The organism is Streptomyces gamaensis, from assembly GCF_042656465.1.
Lineage (GTDB): Bacteria > Actinomycetota > Actinomycetes > Streptomycetales > Streptomycetaceae > Streptomyces > Streptomyces gamaensis.
Map to the genome: position 1 here is coordinate 17,999 of NZ_JBHSPB010000007.1, position 19,102 is coordinate 37,100.

Here is a 19,102-nt window from a genome sequence, read left to right on the forward strand (position 1 = left end):
CCGTCGGCCCCTCAGTCGAGCAGCGGCAGTTCCGCGCCCATCACCACGTACGGGCTGGGCGCGCTCGGGAAGTGCACGGGCCGGGCCAGGTCGCGGTAGCCCAGTTTGCGGTACAGGGCGCGGGCCGGGCTCTCGACGTCGATGGCGGAGAGGATCGAGCGCGGTTCGCTCGCCCCCGCGGTGATGGCGGTGATCAGGGTCCGGCCGATGCGCCGCTTCTGGAAGGCGGGGTGGACGTGCAGTTCGGTGATGACGAAGGAGTCGTCGAGCCACTCCTCGCAGCCGGTGGCCCGCAGATACGGCTCGACGACCGTGGACCACCAGTGTCTGCGGTCGTTGGGCATGCCGTAGACGAAGCCGACGAGCCGGCCGGTGGGTGTGGTCGCGCCGAGCGCGCGGGCCCCGGGGCAGGCGAGGTGCCGGAGCACGATGTGGCGCCGTACGCCGATCTCCTCCGCCGTGAGGCCGAAGGCGAGCGCCTGTACCTGGAGCGCCTCGTCGACGCGCGCGGCGAGGTCGAGGGGGCCGACCACGATGTCATCCATGCCGGGAGGCTACCCGTACGGCGGCCGCCGCCGGGGGGCGGATCACCAACGCCGGATCACGGGGGCTCCGGAACAGGACGCCGGAACAGGGGGCTAGAACAGGACACTCATGAAGGCGCCGGTCTCGCGGAAGCCCACGCGCCGGTAGGTGGCCCTGGCGGCGGTGTTGTAGTCGTTGACGTAGAGGCTGACGAGCGGGGAGACCTCGGTGAGGGCGTAGCGCAGCACGGCGGCCATGCCCGCCACGGCGAGCCCGCGGCCGCGGTGTTCGGGGGCGACCCACACGCCCTGGATCTGGCAGGCGCGGGCGGTGGCGGCGCCGATCTCGGCCTTGAAGACGACGTGGCCGTCCTCGATCCGGGCGAACGACCGCCCGGAGCCGACGAGTTCGGCGACGCGTGCCTGGTAGAGCAGTCCGCCGTCGCCGGCCAGCGGGGAGACCCCGACCTCCTCGGTGAACATCGCCACGCACGCCGGCATGATCAGGTCCATCTCGTCCTTGCGGATGCGGCGTACGAGGGGGTCGGGCTCGATACCGGCGGGCAGGGAACGGGTGACCATCAGGGGCTGGTGGGCGCGGACTTCGCGGGCCGGGCCCCAGTGCGGTTCGAGGAGCTCCCACAGGCCGGCGGTGGCCTCGGCGGGGCCGACGATGGACGAGCAGCGGCGGCCGGCGCGGCGGGCGCGCTCGGCGAAGGCCCGTACGGCCTCGGGGCCCGCGCCGATGGGCACGAGGTTGGCGCCGGCGTAGCAGAGGGCTTCGAGACGGCCGTCGGCGTACCAGCCCCACATCTCGCCGCCGAGCCGCCACGGGTCGAGGCCGGCGACGTGGACGCGGGCGGCGACGAAGGCGTTGGCGACGGGATCGCGGTCGAGGACGGCGAGGGCGGCGTCGAGCTCGCCGGGCTCCAGGACCTTGGTGGTGGTCGTGGTCAGCACGTGGGGATACGCCTCACCGTCGTGGGCTCCGGGTCGGGGGAACAGATGAGGGGAACTGTACCTCTCCGCCCTGCGCACGGCCTCCCCGCGGGCCGGTCCCCAGGCCGTGCCCCGCCGTGCGCAGGATACGGCGGGGCACCGCCTCGCTCAGGACCGGCGGACCCGCGGCCCGCGCGTGCTGTCAGCCGCTGACGCTGACGGTGGGCTCGCCGGAGGCGGCGCCGTCCTTCTCCATCTGCTCGGCGATCTTCATGGCCTCCTCGATGAGGGTCTCCACGATCTTCGACTCGGGGACGGTCTTGATGACCTCGCCCTTGACGAAGATCTGGCCCTTGCCGTTGCCGGAGGCCACGCCCAGGTCGGCCTCGCGGGCCTCGCCGGGGCCGTTGACGACGCAGCCCATGACGGCGACGCGCAGCGGGACCTCCATGCCCTCCAGGCCCGCGGTGACCTCGTCGGCGAGCTTGTAGACGTCGACCTGGGCGCGGCCGCAGGACGGGCAGGAGACGATCTCCAGGCCGCGCTGGCGCAGGCCGAGGGACTCCAGGATCTGGTTGCCGACCTTGATCTCCTCGGCCGGCGGGGCGGAGAGGGAGACGCGGATGGTGTCGCCGATGCCCTCGGAGAGCAGGGCGCCGAAGGCGACCGCGGACTTCACGGTGCCCTGGAAGGCGGGTCCGGCCTCGGTGACGCCCAGGTGCAGCGGGTAGTCGCACTGGGCGGCCAGCTGCCGGTAGGCGTTGATCATCACGACCGGGTCGTTGTGCTTGACCGAGATCTTGATGTCGCGGAAGCCGTGCTCCTCGAAGAGCGAGGCCTCCCACAGCGCGGACTCCACCAGCGCCTCGGGGGTGGCCTTGCCGTACTTCTGCAGCAGCCGCCTGTCCAGGGAACCGGCGTTCACGCCGATACGGATCGGGGTGCCCGCGTCGGAGGCCGCCTTCGCGATCTCCTTGACCTTGTCGTCGAACTGCTTGATGTTGCCCGGGTTGACCCGCACCGCGGCGCAGCCGGCGTCGATCGCCGCGAAGACGTACTTCGGCTGGAAGTGGATGTCCGCGATCACCGGGATCTGCGACTTCCTCGCGATGACCGGCAGCGCGTCCGCGTCGTCCTGGGTGGGACAGGCCACGCGGACGATCTGGCAGCCGGACGCCGTCAGTTCGGCGATCTGCTGGAGCGTCGCGCCGATGTCGGAGGTGCGCGTGGTGGTCATCGACTGCACCGAGACGGGGGCGTCGCCGCCGACGGCCACGGAACCGACCTGGATCTTCCGGCTGACCCGTCGGTCGGCGAGCTTGAGAGGAACGGACGGCATTCCCAGAGAAATGGCAGTCATCTGTCGAGCAACCCCAAGTGTGGATTCAGGTCCCGAGATCGGCGGGCTCCGCTTCGAGATTACGGCACCCGATCTGTTCGAAGCACATCCCGTCCCGTTTCCCACTCGAACGTGGACGGCCGGGCACGGGCTGTGCCCGGCCGCCGGTGTTCGAACGGTGCCGGTGTCCGCCGCGGTCAGGTGAGCCGGACGGGATTGACCACGTCCGCGATCAGCACGAGCAGCGTGAAGCAGATGAAGATGCCCGCGACGACATAGGCGACCGGCATGAGCTTCGCCACGTCGAACGGGCCCGGGTCGGGGCGGCGGAAGACCTTGGCGCAGTTCCGCCGCAGGGACTCCCACAGGGCGCCGGCGATGTGCCCGCCGTCGAGCGGCAGCAGCGGGAGCATGTTGAACAGGAACAGCGACAGGTTGAAGCCGGCCAGCAGGAAGAGCATCGTGGCGATCTGCTGCGACGGCGGGATGTCGAGGTTGAAGACCTCGCCGCCGACGCGGGCGGCGCCGACGACGCCCATCGGGGAGTCGGGCTTGCGCTCGGCGCCGTCGAAGGCGGCCCGCCACAGGTCGGGGATCTTGCCGGGCAGGTCGAGGAGGGACTGGACGCCGGTCTGCACCATGTCGCCCATGCGGTCCACGGACTGGCCGAAGGTCTGCGGGACGACCCCGGTGGCGGGCGAGAAGCCGAGGAAGCCGGCGGTGACGTACTGTCCCTTGATCGGGGCGCCCTTGCGGTCGTACTTCTGCACCTGGTTGGAGATCAGGTCCGCGTGCAGGGTCATGCGCCTGCCGTCGCGCAGGACCGTCACGGTGGCCGGTCCGGTGGTCTTGCGGATCTCGCGCTGGAGCGTGGCCCAGTCGTCGGTGCGGTGCCCGTTGAACTCCACGATCCTGTCGCGCGGCTGGAGGCCGGCGGCCTTGGCCGGGGAGTCCTTGGCGCCCTGGGGGCACTTGTCGGTCTTGGCGGTGGCGGCCACCACGCACTCGGAGACCGTGGAGACGGTGGTGGTCTGGGTGCTGATGCCGAAGGACATCATCACGCCGAGGAAGATCGCCACGGCCAGCACCAGGTTCATGAACGGCCCGGCGAACATGACGATCACGCGTTTCCACGGCTTGCGCGTGTAGAACAGCCGGCTCTCGTCGCCGGGCCGCAGTTCCTCGAAGGCCGCCGAGCGGGCGTCCTCGATCATGCCGCGCCACGGGGAGGTGGAGCGCGCGCTGAGCCGCCCGTCGGCGCCCGGCGGGAACATGCCGATCATGCGGATGTAGCCGCCGAGCGGGACGGCCTTGATGCCGTACTCGGTGTCGCCCTTCTTCCGCGAGAAGATCGTCGGCCCGAAGCCGACCATGTACTGCGGCACCCGGATGCCGAACAGCTTCGCGGTCGAGAGATGGCCGAGCTCGTGCCAGGCGATGGAGAACAGCAGCCCCACCACGAACACGAGTATGCCGAGGACGGTCATCAGGGTCGTCATGCGCGGGCCTCCGAGGTCGCCTGTGCGCTGCGGGCCGCGGGAGCCGTGTGCGCCGCCAGTTCCCGGGCCCGCGCGCGGGCCCAGCTCTCCGCCTGCAGGACGTCCGGGACCGTCAGCCGGGTTCCCGCAGCGGGTTCGCCGTGTTCGGCCACGATCTGCGCGACCGTATCGACAATCCCGTTGAACGGCAGCTTCCCCGCCAGGAAGGCGTCCACGCACTCCTCGTTGGCGGCGTTGAAGACGGCGGGCGCGGTGCCGCCGAGGCCGCCGACGTGCCGGGCCAGGTTCACCGCCGGGAACGCCTCGTCGTCGAGCGGGAAGAACTCCCAGGTGGAGGCGGTGGACCAGTCGAAGGCGGGGGCCGCGTCCGGGACGCGCTCGGGCCAGCCGAGGCCGATGGCGATGGGTCCGCGCATGTCCGGCGGGGTGGCCTGGGCGAGGGTGGAGCCGTCGACGAATTCCACCATCGAGTGGACGTAGGACTGCGGGTGGACGACGACCTCGATGCGGTCGAAGGGGATGTCGTAGAGCAGATGCGCCTCGATGACCTCCAGGCCCTTGTTGACCAGGGTCGCCGAGTTCACCGTGATCACCGGGCCCATGGACCAGGTCGGGTGGGCGAGCGCGTCCTTCGGCGTGACGTGCGCGAGCTCGTCCTTGCTGCGGCCGCGGAAGGGCCCGCCGGAGGCGGTGACGACGAGCTTGCGGACCTCGGCGCGGCTGCCGCCGAGCAGGGCCTGGAAGAGCGCGGCGTGCTCGGAGTCCACGGGGACGATCTGTCCGGGCCTGGCCAGTGCCTTCACCAGCGGGCCGCCGACGATCAGCGACTCCTTGTTGGCCAGGGCCAGGCTGCGGCCCGCGGCCAGGGCGGCCAGGGTCGGGGCGAGGCCGATGGAGCCGGTGATGCCGTTGAGGACGGTGTGGCACTCGCTGCGGGCCAGTTCGGTGGCCGCGTCGGGCCCGGCCCAGACCTCCGGCAGCGGCTCGCGGCCGTACTGCGCCGCCAGCGCCTCGCGCAGCGCGGGCACCTTCTCCTCCTGCGCGACGGCGACCGTCCGCACCCGCAGCCGCCGTGCCTGCTCGGCGAGCAGGGCGACCCGGCCCCCGGCGGCCGACAGGCCGGTGACCGTGAACCGGTCGGGGTTGCGCAGCACGAGATCGATGGCCTGGGTGCCGATGGAGCCGGTCGAGCCGAGGATCACGATCTCGCGCGGGCCGCCGGCGGCGGGCAGCGGGTGGCGCAGGTGCGGGTTGGCGAGGGAGTCCGTCATGGACCCCATTGTTGCGTCTTCGGCCGGCGGGGCGGACCGGCAGGCCCCGCGTCGCCCCGCCCGCCGCCCTCAGCGCAGGGTGCGGTGGACGTTCTCCGTCCTGGCGGGGCCCGGGGTGGAGTCGGCGATCCAGGGGCCGTCGCCGCTGGGGTCGACGATGCCGGCCTCCAGCCAGGTGTACGCCCCGCCCAGGACCCCGGAGACGACCTTGCGGTCGAGCTCGTCGGTGTTGGTCCACAGCCGCTGGAACAACTCGTCGACGCGGATGCGGGCCTGCCGGCAGAAGGCGTCCGCGAGCTGGTAGGCCTCGCCGCCGTGCGCGCCGGTGACCCGCAGGTGCTCGGCCCGTACGCACGCGGCGCTCATCGCGAACAGTTCGGCGCCGATGTCCACGATCCGCCCGAGGAAGCCCTGCTTGGTCTCCATGCGGCCCTGCCAGCGGGACATGCCGTAGAAGGTGGAGCGGGCCAGCCGGCGCGCGGCGCGCTCGACGTAGCGCAGGTGCCCGGACAGGTCGCGGTGGCCTGCCGGGTGGAACTCGGCGTACGCGCGCGGCAGGGCGCCGGGGCCCGCGACGAGGGTGGGCAGCCAGCGGGCGTAGAAGCCGCCCGCCTTCGCGCCGGCCCGTGCCTTCTCGCCGAGGGTCCTGTCCGGATCGATCAGGTCGCCGGCGACGGAGAGGTGGGCGTCGACGGCCTCGCGGGCGATGAGCAGGTGCATGATCTCGGTGGAGCCCTCGAAGATGCGGTTGATGCGCGCGTCGCGCAGCATCTGCTCGGCGGGCACGGCGCGTTCGCCGCGGGCGGCGAGGGAGGCGGCGCTCTCGTAGCCGCGGCCGCCGCGGATCTGCACCAGTTCGTCGGTCATCAGCCAGGCCATCTCGCTGGAGTAGAGCTTGGCGAGCGCGGCCTCGATACGGATGTCGTTGCGGTCCTCGTCGGCCATCTGCGCGGACAGGTCGAGGACGGCCTCCAGGGCGAAGGTGGTCGCCGCGATGAAGGAGATCTTCGAGCCGACCGCCTCGTGCCGGGCGATGGACTTGCCCCACTGCTCCCGGGCGGTGGACCACTCGCGGGCGATCTTCAGGGCCCACTTGCCGCCCGCGACGCACATCGCGGGGATCGACAGCCGGCCGGTGTTGAGCGTGGTCAGCGCGATCTTCAGGCCGGCGCCCTCGGGGCCGACGCGGTTCGCGGCGGGCACCCGCACCCGGTGGAAGCGGGTGACGCCGTTCTCCAGGCCGCGCAGGCCCATGAAGGCGTTGCGGTTCTCGACGGTGATGCCCTCGGCGTCGGCCTCGACGACGAAGGCGGTGATGCCGCCCTTGTGGCCCTCGCTGCGGGGCACCCGGGCCATGACCACGAGCAGGTCGGCGACGACGCCGTTGGTGGTCCACAGCTTGACCCCGTCGAGGACGTAAGTGTCGCCGTCGGGGACGGCGGTCGTCGCGAGCCGGGCGGGGTCGGAGCCGACGTCGGGCTCGGTGAGCAGGAAGGCGGAGATGTCGGTGCGGGCGCAGCGCGGCAGGAAGGCGTCCTTCTGCTCCTGGGTGCCGAAGAGTTTGAGCGGCTGCGGCACCCCGATGGACTGGTGGGCGGAGAGCAGCGCGCCGAGGGCGGGGCTGACGGAGCCGACGAGGGCCAGGGCCTTGTTGTAGTAGACCGAGGTCAGGCCCAGGCCCCCGTACTTGGTGTCGATCTTCATGCCGAGGGCGCCGAGCTCCTTGAGCCCGGCGACGGTCTCGTCGGGAATCCGCGCCTCCCGCTCGATGCGGGCGGGGTCGACGTGGTGCTCGCAGAAGTCGCGCAGCCTGGCGAGGAACTCCTCGCCGCGCCGGACGTCCTCGGCGGCCGGGGTGGGGTGGGGGTGGATCAGGTCGAGCCGGAACCGGCCGAGGAAGAGTTCCTTGGCGAAGCTGGGCTTGCGCCAGTCCTGCTCGCGGGCCGCCTCGGCGACCTGGCGCGCTTCACGTTCGGAGACCGGTCGTACGGATGGTGCGGTCATCAGGCACCTCGCCGCGTGAGTCGGGCCGGACCGGTCGCAACTACCGACCGGTGCTACTCGATCGTATGTACCCGATCCCGGACATCCCTACCAGCCCTCGCGCAAGGATCCGGTCCGTGCCCGTCCGGTCACTCCCCGACGGTCAGCACGATCTTGCCCTGGGTGCGGCCGCTCTCGCCGAGTTCGTGGGCCTTCGCGGCGTCCTCCAGCGGCAGGACGGCGGCGATCTCGGTGTGCAGGCGTCCGGACTCGACGAGTTCGCCGATGGCCTTGAGGCCCGCGAGGTCGGGCTCGACCACGACGCGGGCGGCGCGCACGCCCTGCTCGCGGGCGGCCGTCTGGACCTCCGGGTCGAGGGTGAGCAGGGCGGCCAGGAAGCCGCCGGGGCGCAGGGTGCGCAGGGAGCGCCGCGGGTAGTCGCCGCCGATCGCCTCCAGGACGACGTCGACGTCGCGGACCGCGTCGGCGAAGTCGCGCTCGCGGTAGTCGATGAGTTCGTCGGCGCCCAGGCCGCGCAGGAAGTCGTGCTTGGCGGCGCTCGCGGTGCCGATGACGTACGCGCCGCGGGCCTTGGCGATCTGCACGGCCAGGTGGCCGACGCCGCCGGCGGCCGCGTGGATCAGGACGCGCTGTCCCTCGCGGACCCCGGCGGTGTCGACGAGCGCCTGCCAGGCGGTGAGTGCGGCGAGCGGCAGGGCGGCGGCCCGCGTGTGGTCGAGGCCGCGGGGCTTGGGGGCGAAGTGCCGGGTGGGCGCGGTGACGTACTCGGCGTACGCGCCGGCCGGGTGCGGGAAGCGCGGCATGCCGTAGACCTCGTCGCCGGGGGCGTAGAGGGTCACGCCGTCGCCGACGGCCTCGACGACGCCGGAGACGTCGTAGCCGAGGACGAAGGGCGCCTGCTCGCCGCTGTAGAACCAGCCGCGCTGCCGGGTCTTCCAGTCGACGGGGTTGACGCCGGCGGCGCGCACGCGCACGAGGACCTCGCCGATCCCCGGTGCGGGGCGGTCGGTCCCGACGACGCGGAGCACCTCGGGGCCTCCGGCGGTCTCGGCGCGGACGGCACGCATACGGGCCGGGGTGGTGGTGTCGTTCATGATGGTTCGCTCTCCTCGCGGTGATTCGCCCCGTTGTCCTGGGGGTGTGTCCCAGATTCGCGGAGAGAACGGCCCCGGACGAGTGGCCCGGATGCCATGGTGCGCAAGGATCGGGCCACGCGGGCAGCGGCGGGGCGGCCGGATCGCCCGGCCGCCCCGCTGTGCCCGTCGTGTCCGGCGGCCTGGCTACAGGTCCAGGCCGGAGAGGACCAGCACCCGCTCGTAGGTGTAGTCCTCCATCGCGTAGCGCACGCCCTCGCGGCCGACGCCGGACTGCTTGGCGCCGCCGTAGGGCATCTGGTCGGCGCGGTAGGAGGGCACGTCGCCGATGATCACGCCGCCGGTCTCCAGGGCGCGGTGCGCGCGGAAGGCGGTCTGCAGGTCGTGGGTGAACACGCCCGCCTGCAGGCCGTACGGGGAGTCGTTGACGGCGGCGAACGCGGCGGCCTCCCCCTCGACGGCGGTGATCGTCAGGACCGGGCCGAAAACCTCCTCGCAGGCGATCGTCACGCCGGCCGGGACGTCCGCGAGCACGGTCGGCGCGTAGGTGGCGCCCTCGCGCTTGCCGCCGGTGAGGAGCTTCGCGCCGGCCGCGACGGCCTCGTCCACCCAGGACTCCACGCGCCGGGCGGCGTCCTCACTGACCAGCGGGCCGACGTCGGTGGTCGGGTCGGCCGGGTCGCCGGTGACCTGGGCCTCGACGGCGGCGACGACCTTGGGCAGCAGCCGGTCGTACACCGAGGCGTCGGCGATCACGCGCTGCACGGAGATGCAGGACTGGCCGCCCTGGTAGTTGGAGAAGGTCGCGATGCGCTGCGCGGCGTGGTCGAGGTCCGCCTCGCTGGACCAGTCGGCGAGGACGACGGCCGCGCCGTTGCCGCCGAGCTCCAGGGTGACGTGCTTGCGCGGCACGGAGTCGAGGATCGACCAGCCGACGGGGCCCGAGCCGGTGAAGGAGATCACCGGCAGCCGCTCGTCCCGCACGAGTGCGGGCATCCGGTCGTTGGGCACCGGCAGCACGCTCCAGGAGCCCTCGGGCAGCTCCGTCTCGGCGAGGATCTCGCCGAGGACGAGCGAGGACAGGGGTGTCGCCGGGGCCGGCTTGAGGACGATCGGGGTGCCGACGGCGAGCGCGGGCGCGACCTTGTGGGCGGCCAGGTTGAGCGGGAAGTTGAACGGGGCGATGCCGAGGACGGGGCCGCGCGGGAAGCGGCGGGTGAGCGCCAGGCGTCCGGTGCCGCCGGCGTCGGTGTCCAGGCGCTGGGCGTCCCCGGCGCCCCAGCGGCGGGCCTCCTCGGAGGCGAAGCGGAAGACGGAGACGGCGCGGCCGACCTCGCCGCGCGCCCACTTGATGGGCTTGCCGTTCTCGGCGGAGATCAGCCGGGCGATCTCCTCGGTGCGCTCGGTCAGCCGCTTCGCGACGTGGTCGAGGGCGGCGGCCCGGACGTGCGCGGGGCTCGCCGCGAAGGTCTCGCGCACGGCGTGCGCGGCGGCCACGGCCTGCTCGACCTGGGCCGGGGTGGGCACGCTCACGGTGCCGACGAGCCGGCCGTCGTAGGAGTTGGTGACCTCGAAGGTCTCCTCGCCGGTGGCCTGCCGGCCGGCCGGCCAGAACGCGGAGACGGCGCGGGGCTCGTCAGGGGTACGGGGCGCGCGGGGAGCAGTCACAGGCCCGGCCTTCCGAAGTGATGAGGGACAGTGCCCCTTCACGGTAGGGGCGGTGGGCCGCACCGGCGTTTGTCCACGGTGGAGTGCGGGAGGGGGCGGGCGCTACGCATTGGCGGGGCCGGGCCGGCGCTGTCCCTCTCCAGCCCGTTCAGTCCCCGCCCGTCGAGGTCGCCTTCAGGGCCAGCCACAGCTCCATGCGCACGTCCGGGTCGTCCAGGGAGCGGCCGAGGATCTCCTCGACGCGGCGCATGCGGTAGCGCAGGGTGTGGCGGTGGACGCCGAGGTCGGCGGCCGCGGCGTCCCACTGGCCGTGGCGGGAGAGCCAGGCCCGCAGGGAGGCGACGAGGTCGCCGCGGCCGGTGGCGTCGTGCTCGCGCAGGGCGCGCAGCAGGCCGTCGGCGAAGGCCCGTACCGCGTCGTCGGCCAGGAGCGGCAGGACGGAGCCGGCCGCGACCTCCTCGTGCTCGACGAGGACCCGGCCGCGGCGGCGGGCCACCGACAGGGCCTGCCCGGCCTGGCGGAAGGCGGCCGCTGCGGCGCTCGGGCCGGCCGGCGCGGACAGGCCGACGGCCAGTTCGGGGGCCGGGGCCCGGTCCTCGCGCTGCCCGGTCCGCTCCGCGCCGCGCCGGGCCGCGAGGGCGCGCGCGTGCTCCGCGCACGCGGCGACGACCGCGCCGCCGTCGGGCGCGAGGACGACCAGGCGCTGCCCGTCGGGCACGGCCAGGACGGGCTCGGCGGCCCGGCCCGCCGCGGTCTCGACCGCGTCGGCGAGGGCGCCGAGCGCGTCGTGCGCCCGGGGCGTCCGCCCGTCGCCGGGCGCCGCCGTCTCCGCTTCGGCCGCGCCCCCGGTCGCTTCCGCCACCAGCACCCGGAACGGCGCGTCCAGCAGCCCCCCGTACAAATCGCCCGCGACGGCCCGCGCGTGGTCCGGCTCGCCGGCGAGCAGCATGCGCAGCACGGCGGCCGCCAGCCGCTGCTCGGCGTCCTGCAGGGCGCGGGAGCGCTCGGTGGTGAGGGTCAGCAGGGCGATCGCGGACTGCACGGCGTAGCGCTCGGCGGTGCCGAGGGGGGCGTCGGTGCCGACGGCGAGGACGCCCCGCACGCGCCGGCCGGAGCCGAGGGAGTGCAGTTCGACGCGGTCGCCGCCCTCGTCGCCGGGGTCGGGGCCGACGACGGCGGTGGCGGGCGCGGGCCTGGTCCGCAGCCGTTCGACGTCGGCGGCGAGCCGGGCGGCGCGGCGCGCGGCCCACTCGGGGGCGGCCGCGAGGACCGTGCCGGACGGGTCGTAGAGGGCGGCCCAGCCCCGCAGATGGGTGGCGAGCCGGCTGAGCAGTGCGGCCGGTCCGCCCTCGGCGAGGGCGGCGCGGGTCAGTTCGCGCTGCGCCTCGAAGCCGGCGGTCACCGCCCGGTACTGGTCGGCGGCGACGGCCGCGGAGACCGCCTTGGTGATGGCCAGGAACGGGGTGCGGCGCGGCACCTCCAGCAGCGGCAGGCCCGCTTCCCGGGCCGCCTCGACGAGCGCGCCGGGCACCTGCTCGTAGGTGACGCCGACGGCGAAGCCGAGCCCGACGACGCCCGCGTCGACGAGCCGGCGCACGTAGCGGCGCATCTCCTCCCGGTCGGTCGCGTCGATCTTCATCGCGGTGATCAGCAGCAGTTCCCCGCCGTCCATCCACGGCACCGGGTCGGCCAGCTCGCTGACGTGGGCCCAGCGCACGGGGGTGTCCAGCCGGTCCGCTCCGGCGCGCACGACGAGCTTGAGCGCGGAGTGGTGGACGAGGGAGGCGAGGGTCAGAGGCATGGCACCTTCGGGGAGCGCACGGTGTGGGGCATGGGAATGCGCCGTCCCGTATGAACGGCCGTTCCCGATTCTGCCCCAGCGGCGGATTCCCGGGGTACGCGTACCGGTTCACACGGTACGGAACGCCCGCGGCGGCTACTCCAGGGGTACGGAGCCGTCCGCGCGCCCGCGCAGGTCGACGAGGACCGGCGGCGCCCCCCCGCCCCGTACGGACTGCACGGAGAGCACGGCGTGCCCGGCGGGCAGCGTCGCGAGCTCGGAGGCCGACCAGCGCTCCCGCTCCACCCTGCGGACGGTCACCGACTGGGCGGTCACGGCACGCCCGGTGACCAGCCGGCGCAGGACGTGCGTGGCGCGGGTGACCGGTTCGTGCGCAATGACCTGACGATCCGTCACATCCCGGGTCTCGACCCACTCCTTGCCCCACACCTCCGCGAAGAGCGTCCCGTCCCAGGTGGTCACCCCGGCGAAGGCCATCCGGCAGCCGACCGCGCCGAGCAGCGGGCCGCGCAGCGCCTCGGGGACGTCGTCGAGCGCGCGCAGGGTGAGCAGGGCACCGGCGTTGGCGGAGCGCAGCCGGCCCAGGCCGCGCACGGTCTCGGGGGTGACGGCGCGCGTGGCGTCGTCGAGGACCAGACAGGCGAACAGGGAACGCTCGCCCCGGCCGGCGACCGCCTCGGTGAACTGGGCGAGCACGAGCCGCGCCAGCATCCGCGAGGCCTCGGCGTGCCCGCGCTCGGGCAGGTCGATACGCACCCGCAGCGGGTGTTCGAGACCGCGGAAGGAGAAGGCGCGGCCGTCGGAGGCGTCGAAGGAGCGGGCGAAGGCGGGCCGGTCCAGGAGGGCGAGCCGGTCGGCGAGCAGGGGCCCGGGGTCGCCGGGGCGCCCCGACTGCCGCTGCCTGGCGTCGAGTTCGCGGGCCAGCGCCTCGTGCCCGGCGGCCGCGAGGCCGCCGCGCAGGGCGGCCAGGGCGGCGGGCGAGCCGTCGAGGAGCTCGCGCAGCTCGGGCACGCCCGGGAAGCGGCCGTGGACCGCGCGGTAGGGGCCCAGCAGCTGGGCGAGCGCGGTCGCGGCCCGCCGCCCGTCCCCGTCCGGCAGTCCGGGGGCGAGGTCGCCGACGAGGCCCTCGGCGAGGACCGCGGCGGCCTCGTCCGGGTCGTCGGTGCCGCCGTACAGGTCGAGGCCGTGGGTGGAGTCGGCCCGGCCCAGCCGCACCACGACGTCGAAGGCCGCGTCCGGGGCGAGGCCCGCGCCCGCCGCGCCGACCGCGACGACGGCGGCCCGCCGCGCGAGCGCCTGGAGGCACAGGGACTGCACCACGGGCCGCACCAGCCGGTCCGTCTTGCCGCAGCCGGCCGGGCCGACGGCGAGCAGCGAGGTGCCCAGCAGCCCGGGGTCGAGGGCGGCGCCCGCGCCCCGGTGCCCGTAAGGGTTGCGGGGGTCGTCGGCGGCCGTGCCGATCCGCACCTGCCGGGTGAGCAGGTCGTGCGCTCCCGGGGCGCGGACGGGCACGTCGCGCGCCCCGGAAGGGTGGACGTAGGCGGCCGCGCCGTACCGCAGCACCGTGTCGGTGAACTCGGCGGCGGCGTCCGGGTGTTGGGACGAAGACTGCCAGATGTGGGCGATCCGGGCGTGGTCGACGTCGTTCATCAGCCCGTGGCGGGCGTCCGCGGCGAGCCGGTCGGCGGCGGCGTGCGCGCCGCGGGCCCGCAGCCGGGGCCAGTCGGCGGGGTCCTCGTGCGCCGCCGGGACGGCCTGCCGCGGGATACCGCCGTCGTCCCACAGCCTGCGCAGCTGCGGTACGGCGTACCGGCGCCAGACCTGCGGCCAGCGCCCGAGCCGGCCGAAGACGGTGACGAGCAGGCCCAGGCAGATCGCGTAGTAGCCGTAGGCGGTCCACACCGGGCCCATGCCACTGCCGTCCAGCCAGGAGTCGGGGGCCAGCACGGTCAGGGGCCACAGCCAGTACGGCCCCAGGTAGCCGTTCCACGCGAGCGAGCCCAGCAGCCACGCGCACAGCAGGGAGATGACGGCCCCGCCGATCAGCTGCCGCCCCGGGATCCGGTCCGGCTCCTCGGCCGGCCGCGGCCGGTGGCCGTGCCGCCAGATCCCGGCCCCGGCCTCGGGGCGCGGCGCCCGCAGCCACTGGAGGAACGGGGACTGCCCGGGGGCGGGGGGAACGGGAGGGGGCGGAACGGCGGGCATCTCCGGCACCGTCCCGCGGTCGTGCCGCGCGTCGTGCGTACCGTCGTACTCCATTGCCGCCCCTTGCCCCCGCCGAAACCCCAACCGGAACTCCACCGACTCTCGTCGCGCCTCAATGTAGTGCGGGCGGCCGGTGAGTTCACGGCCTCGCCCGTCCACCCGACCGGGGTCCCGGGGGCTCCGGTCGCGGCCGCGCCGCACCCGCACCATGTCCGCCACGGACAACCCGCCCCGCCCACTTCTCCTGATCGGAACATGCCGGTCCCCCTCCCCCGCCCCTAGCCTGCGAAGTGAACCCGAGTGAGCCGGTGGCCGGGCGACGCGGTCGTCTCCCCGGACCGTCCCCGTCCCGCCCTGCTAGCCCCCTCCCGTCCCGCCCCGCTATTCCCCTGGAGCCCCCTCATGAGCGAACTGACCGGAGGCCCGGCCCTCCCCCAGGAGCGCCGCGTCGTCACCGCGATCCCCGGCCCCAAGTCCCAGGAACTGCTGGCCCGCAAGAACGCCGCGGTCGCGGGCGGCGTCGGGGTGACGCTGCCGGTGTTCACCCGGCGCGCGGGCGGCGGCATCGTCGAGGACGTGGACGGCAACTCGCTGATCGACTTCGGCTCGGGCATCGCCGTCACCTCCGTCGGCAACTCCGCCGAGGCCGTCGTACGGCGCGCGGCCGCCCAGCTCGCCGACTTCACCCACACCTGTTTCATGGTCACCCCCTACGAGGGCTACGTGGAGGTCTGCGAGGCGCTCGCCGAGCTGACCCCGGGCGACCACGCGAAGAAGTCGGCCCTGTTCAACTCGGGCGCCGAGGCCGTGGAGAACGCGGTGAAGATCGCCCGCGCGTACACCAGGCGGCAGGCGGTCGTCGTCTTCGACCACGGCTACCACGGCCGCACCAACCTGACGATGGCGCTCACCGCCAAGAACATGCCGTACAAGCACGGCTTCGGCCCGTTCGCGCCCGAGATCTACCGCGCCCCGCTCGCCTACCCCTACCGCTGGCCCACCGGCCCGGAGAACTGCGGCCCCGAGGCCGCCGCCGCGGCCATCGACATGATCAGCAAGCAGGTGGGCGCGGACAACGTCGCCGCGATCGTCATCGAGCCGGTGCTCGGCGAGGGCGGCTTCATCGAGCCGGCCAAGGGCTTCCTCCCGGCGCTCGCGCGGTTCGCGAAGGACAACGGCATCGTCTTCGTCGCGGACGAGATCCAGTCCGGCTTCTGCCGCACCGGCCAGTGGTTCGCGTGCGAGGACGAGGGCGTCGTCCCCGACCTGATCACCACGGCCAAGGGCATCGCCGGCGGTCTGCCGCTCGCCGCCGTCACCGGCCGCGCCGAGATCATGGACGCGGCGCACGCGGGGGGCCTCGGCGGTACGTACGGGGGCAACCCGGTGGCGTGCGCGGCGGCGCTCGGCGCGATCGAGACGATGCGCGAGCTGGACCTGAACGCGAAGGCCCGGCGCATCGAGGAGGTCATGAAGGGCCGCCTGCTCGCGATGCAGGGCAAGTACGACATCATCGGCGACGTGCGCGGCCGGGGCGCGATGATCGCGGTCGAGCTGGTGGAGTCCGGCTCCAAGACGCCGAACGCGGCCGCGGCCGCCGCGCTCGCCAAGGCGTGCCACGCGGCGGGCCTGATCGTCCTGACCTGCGGCACCTACGGCAACGTGCTGCGCTTCCTGCCGCCGCTGGTCATCGGCGAGGACCTGCTGGGCGAGGGCCTGGACATCATCGAGGAGGCGTTCGCGGGGCTGTGAGCCCCCCGGGCGCGAGCCGGTGAAGAACCTGTGCGGGGCGGGTGGTGGAGGAGTGAGCCGACTGTCCGTCCCGCCCCGGCCTGCCGTACGGTTTCTGCAGATGAGTGAAACACCTCGCCCGCGGGAGACCGCGGACAGCGCCGCGCCGGTAACTCCCCAAGTCCGGCCCGGCCGTGCCTTCGCGCACACCGCTGGAGCCGACGGCTCCGGACATCCTCACCGGCCGGACGACCGCCCGTCCCAACCCCCCCGGGGCGCGCGGCCCACCGGTCGAGGCGGCGGCCTCGGAACCTCCCCCCCTGTTCCGGGGCCGCCGGCCACGACGGCCGCTCCCGCGGCAAGCCACAGGTGGCGCGGCGGCGTGCGCACGCCGCTCCGCCCCCGGGTGGGCCTCCCGGCGCTGAGCGGGCTCGCCTTTGCCGCACTCACCTGGCAGATCTCCGTGCACGGCCCCCTGCGCACCGCTGACGAACGCCTCGGACGGACCGCCGTCACCGACGGCGTCCCCGGACTCCCGCCGGGCGTCGCCCAGTTCCTCGCCGACCTCGGCAACGCCACGGTGGCCGTACCCGTCCTGGTCCTGGCCGCCCTGTGGGCACTGTGGCGACCGTGCCACGCGCCGCGCTGGCACGCACCGCTCGCCGCGGCCCTGGCGATGGCGGCCGTCCCCGCGCTGGTCGTCCCGCTGAAGCTGTGGATCGCCCGGCCCGGCCCGCCGCCGATGGCGGGCGTGCCCGCCGGTTTCTTCCCCTCCGGGCACGCGGCCACCGCGGCGGTCGCCTACGGGGCCGCCGCGCTGCTGCTGGCGTACGGGCGCCCCTCCGGCCGCCTGCGCGCGGTGGTGGCGGCCGGCTGCGCGGTGGTGAACATCGGCGTGGGCGCCGGCCTGGTGCGCCGTGGCTACCACTGGCCGCTGGACGTGCTGGGCAGCTGGTGCCTGGCGGGCGTCCTGCTGTGGGCCGTGGCCCGCGTCCTCACGCGGGCCCGTGCCCCGCGCGGCCCGCGGCCGCCTCGTGCATCGACCACTCCAGCAGCGCCGGGTCGGTGAGGGTGCCCGTCCCGTCGGGCGGCACGATCCAGCGCACCCCGCTCGCGCCGCGCACCGGGTGCGGGACGACGATCCACGTACCGGCCCCGGCGGCCCGTACCCCGGTCGCGACCCAGCCCGCCGCCGTGCCCGGGGGCACGAAGAAGCCGACGCGGCTGTCGCCGAAGTCCGCGAGGACGGGCCCGAGCCGGTCCGTGCAGCGGCCGAGGATCTCCAGGGTGGGCCAGCCCAGGGTGCTCGGCAGGACCAGGACGTCCCAGAGCCGGCCCGCGGGCAGGAGGGCGACCCCCAGGGGGTTGCGCTCCCACTCCCGCCGGCAGGTGCCGGGATCGGGCGCCGCCGATACCAGCCACTCCAGCACGCCCCTCGCCGCCGCGTCGTCACCCATGCCCCGCGCCTCCGTCCGTCTCCCGGCCCGCCCTTGTGGGCGGACAGGGGTGAGAGGGCCGTACAGGCGCGTCCTTACGCGGGTTTCGCGGCCCGCCGGCGCGGGGCGGGCCGTGCGCGCCGGGCGGGGGTCAGCTGTCGAAGCCCATGCCGACCTTGTCCATGGCCTTGAGCCACAGATTGCGGCGGCCGCCGTTCTCGTCGGCGCGGGTCATCGACCACTGGGTGATGCCGATCCCGAGTGAGCGCACCGGCTCCGGCGGGAAGGGCAGCGGCCGTGAGCGGACCATCTCCAGCGCGGTGCGCTCGGTGTACGCGCCGGCGAGCAGGTCGAGCATGACGTCCGCGCCGAAGCGGGAGGCGCCGACACCGAGCCCCGTGTAGCCGAGGGCGTAGGCGGCGCGGCCGCCGAGCGCGGTGCCGAAGAACGCCGAGAAGCGCGAGCAGGTGTCGATGGCGCCGCCCCAGCTGTGCGTGAAGCGCACGCCCTCCAGCTGCGGGAAGCAGCGGAAGAAGTGCTCGGCGAGCTTCTCGTAGGTGGCCGGATGGTGCTCGTACTCGGAGCGGACGCCGCCGCCGAAGTGGTAGACGATGTCGTAACCGCCCCACAGGACACGGTGGTCGCGGGTGATGCGGAAGTAGTGGAAGTGGTTGGCGGCGTCGCCCAGGCCCTGCCGCCGCCGCCAGCCGAGGGCCTCGCGCTGCTCGGCGCTGAGCGGTTCGGTCATCAGCGCGTAGTCGTAGACGGGGGCGATGTACGGGCGGACGCGCCGCACCAGGGAGGGGAAGGCGTTGGTGCCCAGGGCGGTGCGGCGGGCGAAGACACGCCCGTAGGGGGTGCGGACGGCGGTGCCCGCGCCCTGTTCGGCGAGCGCGGTGCCGGGGGTGTTCTCGTAGACGCGCACGCCCAGTTCGCGGCAGGCGCGCTTGAGCCCCCAGGCGAGCCGGGCCGGGTCGAGCATGGCGACGCCATCGCGGTCCCACAGTCCGGCGAGGAAGGTCGGGGAGCGCACCTCGGCGCGCAGCCGGTCCTGGTCGAGGAACTCGTAGCCGCTCACGCCGAGGGCGGCGAGTTCGTCGGCGGACTCGCGCAGTTCGGCGACCTGGTGCGGGGCGGTGGCGATGTCGATCTCGCCGGTGCGCTCGAAGTCGCAGTCGATGCCGTGGCGGGCGAGGGTGGCCTCGATCCCGTCGAGGTTGCGCAGGCCCATCTCGTGCAGGGTGGTGAACTCCCGCGGCCAGCGGGCCTGTCCGTTGGCCCAGCCGTGGGTCAGGGAGGCGGAGCAGAAGCCGCCGTTGCGGCCGGAGGCGGCCCAGCCGCACTCGCGGGCCTCTATGAGGACGACGTCACGGCCGGGATCGCGTTCCTTGGCCCGCAGCGCGGTCCACAGTCCGCTGAAGCCGCCGCCGACGACCAGGAGGTCGCAGGTCTCGTCGCCGACGAGGGCGGGGAGGGCGGCCGGCCGGCCGGGGTCGTCGAGCCAGTACGGGCGGGGGGCCGCGTCGGCCAGTGCCCGGCGGGAGAGTTCGTGGTGCGCTCGGTCACGGTCCATGGCTCTGCCGGCCATGCT

General features: G+C 74.4%; 14 protein-coding genes. 2 read left to right on the forward strand and 12 right to left on the reverse strand.

The window, feature by feature from the left end; all coding sequences use genetic code 11:
• Positions 1-11: 11 nt before the first annotated feature.
• The 10 genes from ACFP1Z_RS13035 to ACFP1Z_RS13080 all read right to left on the reverse strand — a co-directional run bounded on the left by ACFP1Z_RS13035 (position 12) and on the right by ACFP1Z_RS13080 (position 14,398).
• Positions 12-545, reverse strand: coding sequence for a GNAT family N-acetyltransferase (locus ACFP1Z_RS13035; RefSeq protein WP_390316328.1), 534 nt, complete (start codon positions 543-545; stop codon positions 12-14).
• Between the two features lie 93 nt (positions 546-638).
• Positions 639-1,484 (reverse strand): GNAT family N-acetyltransferase, encoded by an 846-nt coding sequence (locus tag ACFP1Z_RS13040; protein ID WP_390316329.1) that lies wholly within the window; start codon positions 1,482-1,484, stop codon positions 639-641.
• 181 nt (positions 1,485-1,665) lie between these two features.
• Entirely contained in the window at positions 1,666-2,823 is a 1,158-nt protein-coding gene (ispG, locus tag ACFP1Z_RS13045; protein WP_390316330.1) for a flavodoxin-dependent (E)-4-hydroxy-3-methylbut-2-enyl-diphosphate synthase, read from the reverse strand.
• 176 nt (positions 2,824-2,999) lie between these two features.
• Complete coding sequence (locus ACFP1Z_RS13050) at positions 3,000-4,301, reverse strand: M50 family metallopeptidase (RefSeq protein ID WP_390316331.1); 1,302 nt, start codon at positions 4,299-4,301, stop codon at positions 3,000-3,002.
• On the reverse strand, positions 4,298-5,572 hold the full coding sequence (dxr, locus tag ACFP1Z_RS13055) for a 1-deoxy-D-xylulose-5-phosphate reductoisomerase (RefSeq protein WP_390316332.1): 1,275 nt from the start codon (positions 5,570-5,572) through the stop codon (positions 4,298-4,300). The genes ACFP1Z_RS13050 and dxr overlap by 4 nt, the downstream gene beginning before the upstream one ends.
• A gap of 69 nt (positions 5,573-5,641) precedes the next feature.
• Positions 5,642-7,576, reverse strand: coding sequence for an acyl-CoA dehydrogenase family protein (locus ACFP1Z_RS13060; protein WP_390316333.1), 1,935 nt, complete (start codon positions 7,574-7,576; stop codon positions 5,642-5,644).
• Between the two features lie 128 nt (positions 7,577-7,704).
• Positions 7,705-8,670, reverse strand: coding sequence for an NADP-dependent oxidoreductase (locus tag ACFP1Z_RS13065; RefSeq protein ID WP_390316335.1), 966 nt, complete (start codon positions 8,668-8,670; stop codon positions 7,705-7,707).
• 186 nt (positions 8,671-8,856) lie between these two features.
• Positions 8,857-10,338: an aldehyde dehydrogenase family protein gene (locus tag ACFP1Z_RS13070; RefSeq protein WP_390316336.1), complete on the reverse strand. Its 1,482-nt coding sequence runs from the start codon at positions 10,336-10,338 to the stop codon at positions 8,857-8,859.
• A gap of 148 nt (positions 10,339-10,486) precedes the next feature.
• Positions 10,487-12,139, reverse strand: coding sequence for a PucR family transcriptional regulator (locus ACFP1Z_RS13075; protein WP_390316337.1), 1,653 nt, complete (start codon positions 12,137-12,139; stop codon positions 10,487-10,489).
• A gap of 135 nt (positions 12,140-12,274) precedes the next feature.
• Positions 12,275-14,398 carry a type IV secretory system conjugative DNA transfer family protein gene (locus ACFP1Z_RS13080; protein WP_390316338.1) on the reverse strand — a complete coding sequence of 708 codons (2,124 nt, stop codon included), beginning with the start codon at positions 14,396-14,398 and terminating at the stop codon, positions 12,275-12,277.
• 348 nt (positions 14,399-14,746) lie between these two features.
• Here ACFP1Z_RS13080 and gabT point away from each other — a divergent pair, with 348 nt between their 5' ends.
• Together gabT and ACFP1Z_RS13090 are read left to right on the forward strand one after the other, a co-directional pair.
• A complete protein-coding gene (gene gabT, locus ACFP1Z_RS13085; protein ID WP_390316339.1) occupies positions 14,747-16,096 on the forward strand; it encodes a 4-aminobutyrate--2-oxoglutarate transaminase in 1,350 nt (449 codons plus the stop codon).
• Positions 16,097-16,457: 361 nt separating this feature from the next.
• Entirely contained in the window at positions 16,458-17,144 is a 687-nt protein-coding gene (locus ACFP1Z_RS13090; protein WP_390316340.1) for a phosphatase PAP2 family protein, read from the forward strand.
• Here ACFP1Z_RS13090 and ACFP1Z_RS13095 read toward each other — a convergent pair.
• Complete coding sequence (locus tag ACFP1Z_RS13095) at positions 17,071-17,532, reverse strand: hypothetical protein (RefSeq protein WP_390316341.1); 462 nt, start codon at positions 17,530-17,532, stop codon at positions 17,071-17,073. The two genes, ACFP1Z_RS13090 and ACFP1Z_RS13095, sit on opposite strands and share 74 nt — an antisense overlap.
• Positions 17,533-17,662: 130 nt before the next feature.
• Positions 17,663-19,099, reverse strand: coding sequence for an NAD(P)/FAD-dependent oxidoreductase (locus ACFP1Z_RS13100; RefSeq protein ID WP_390316342.1), 1,437 nt, complete (start codon positions 19,097-19,099; stop codon positions 17,663-17,665).
• Between the last annotated feature and the right edge of the window lie 3 nt (positions 19,100-19,102).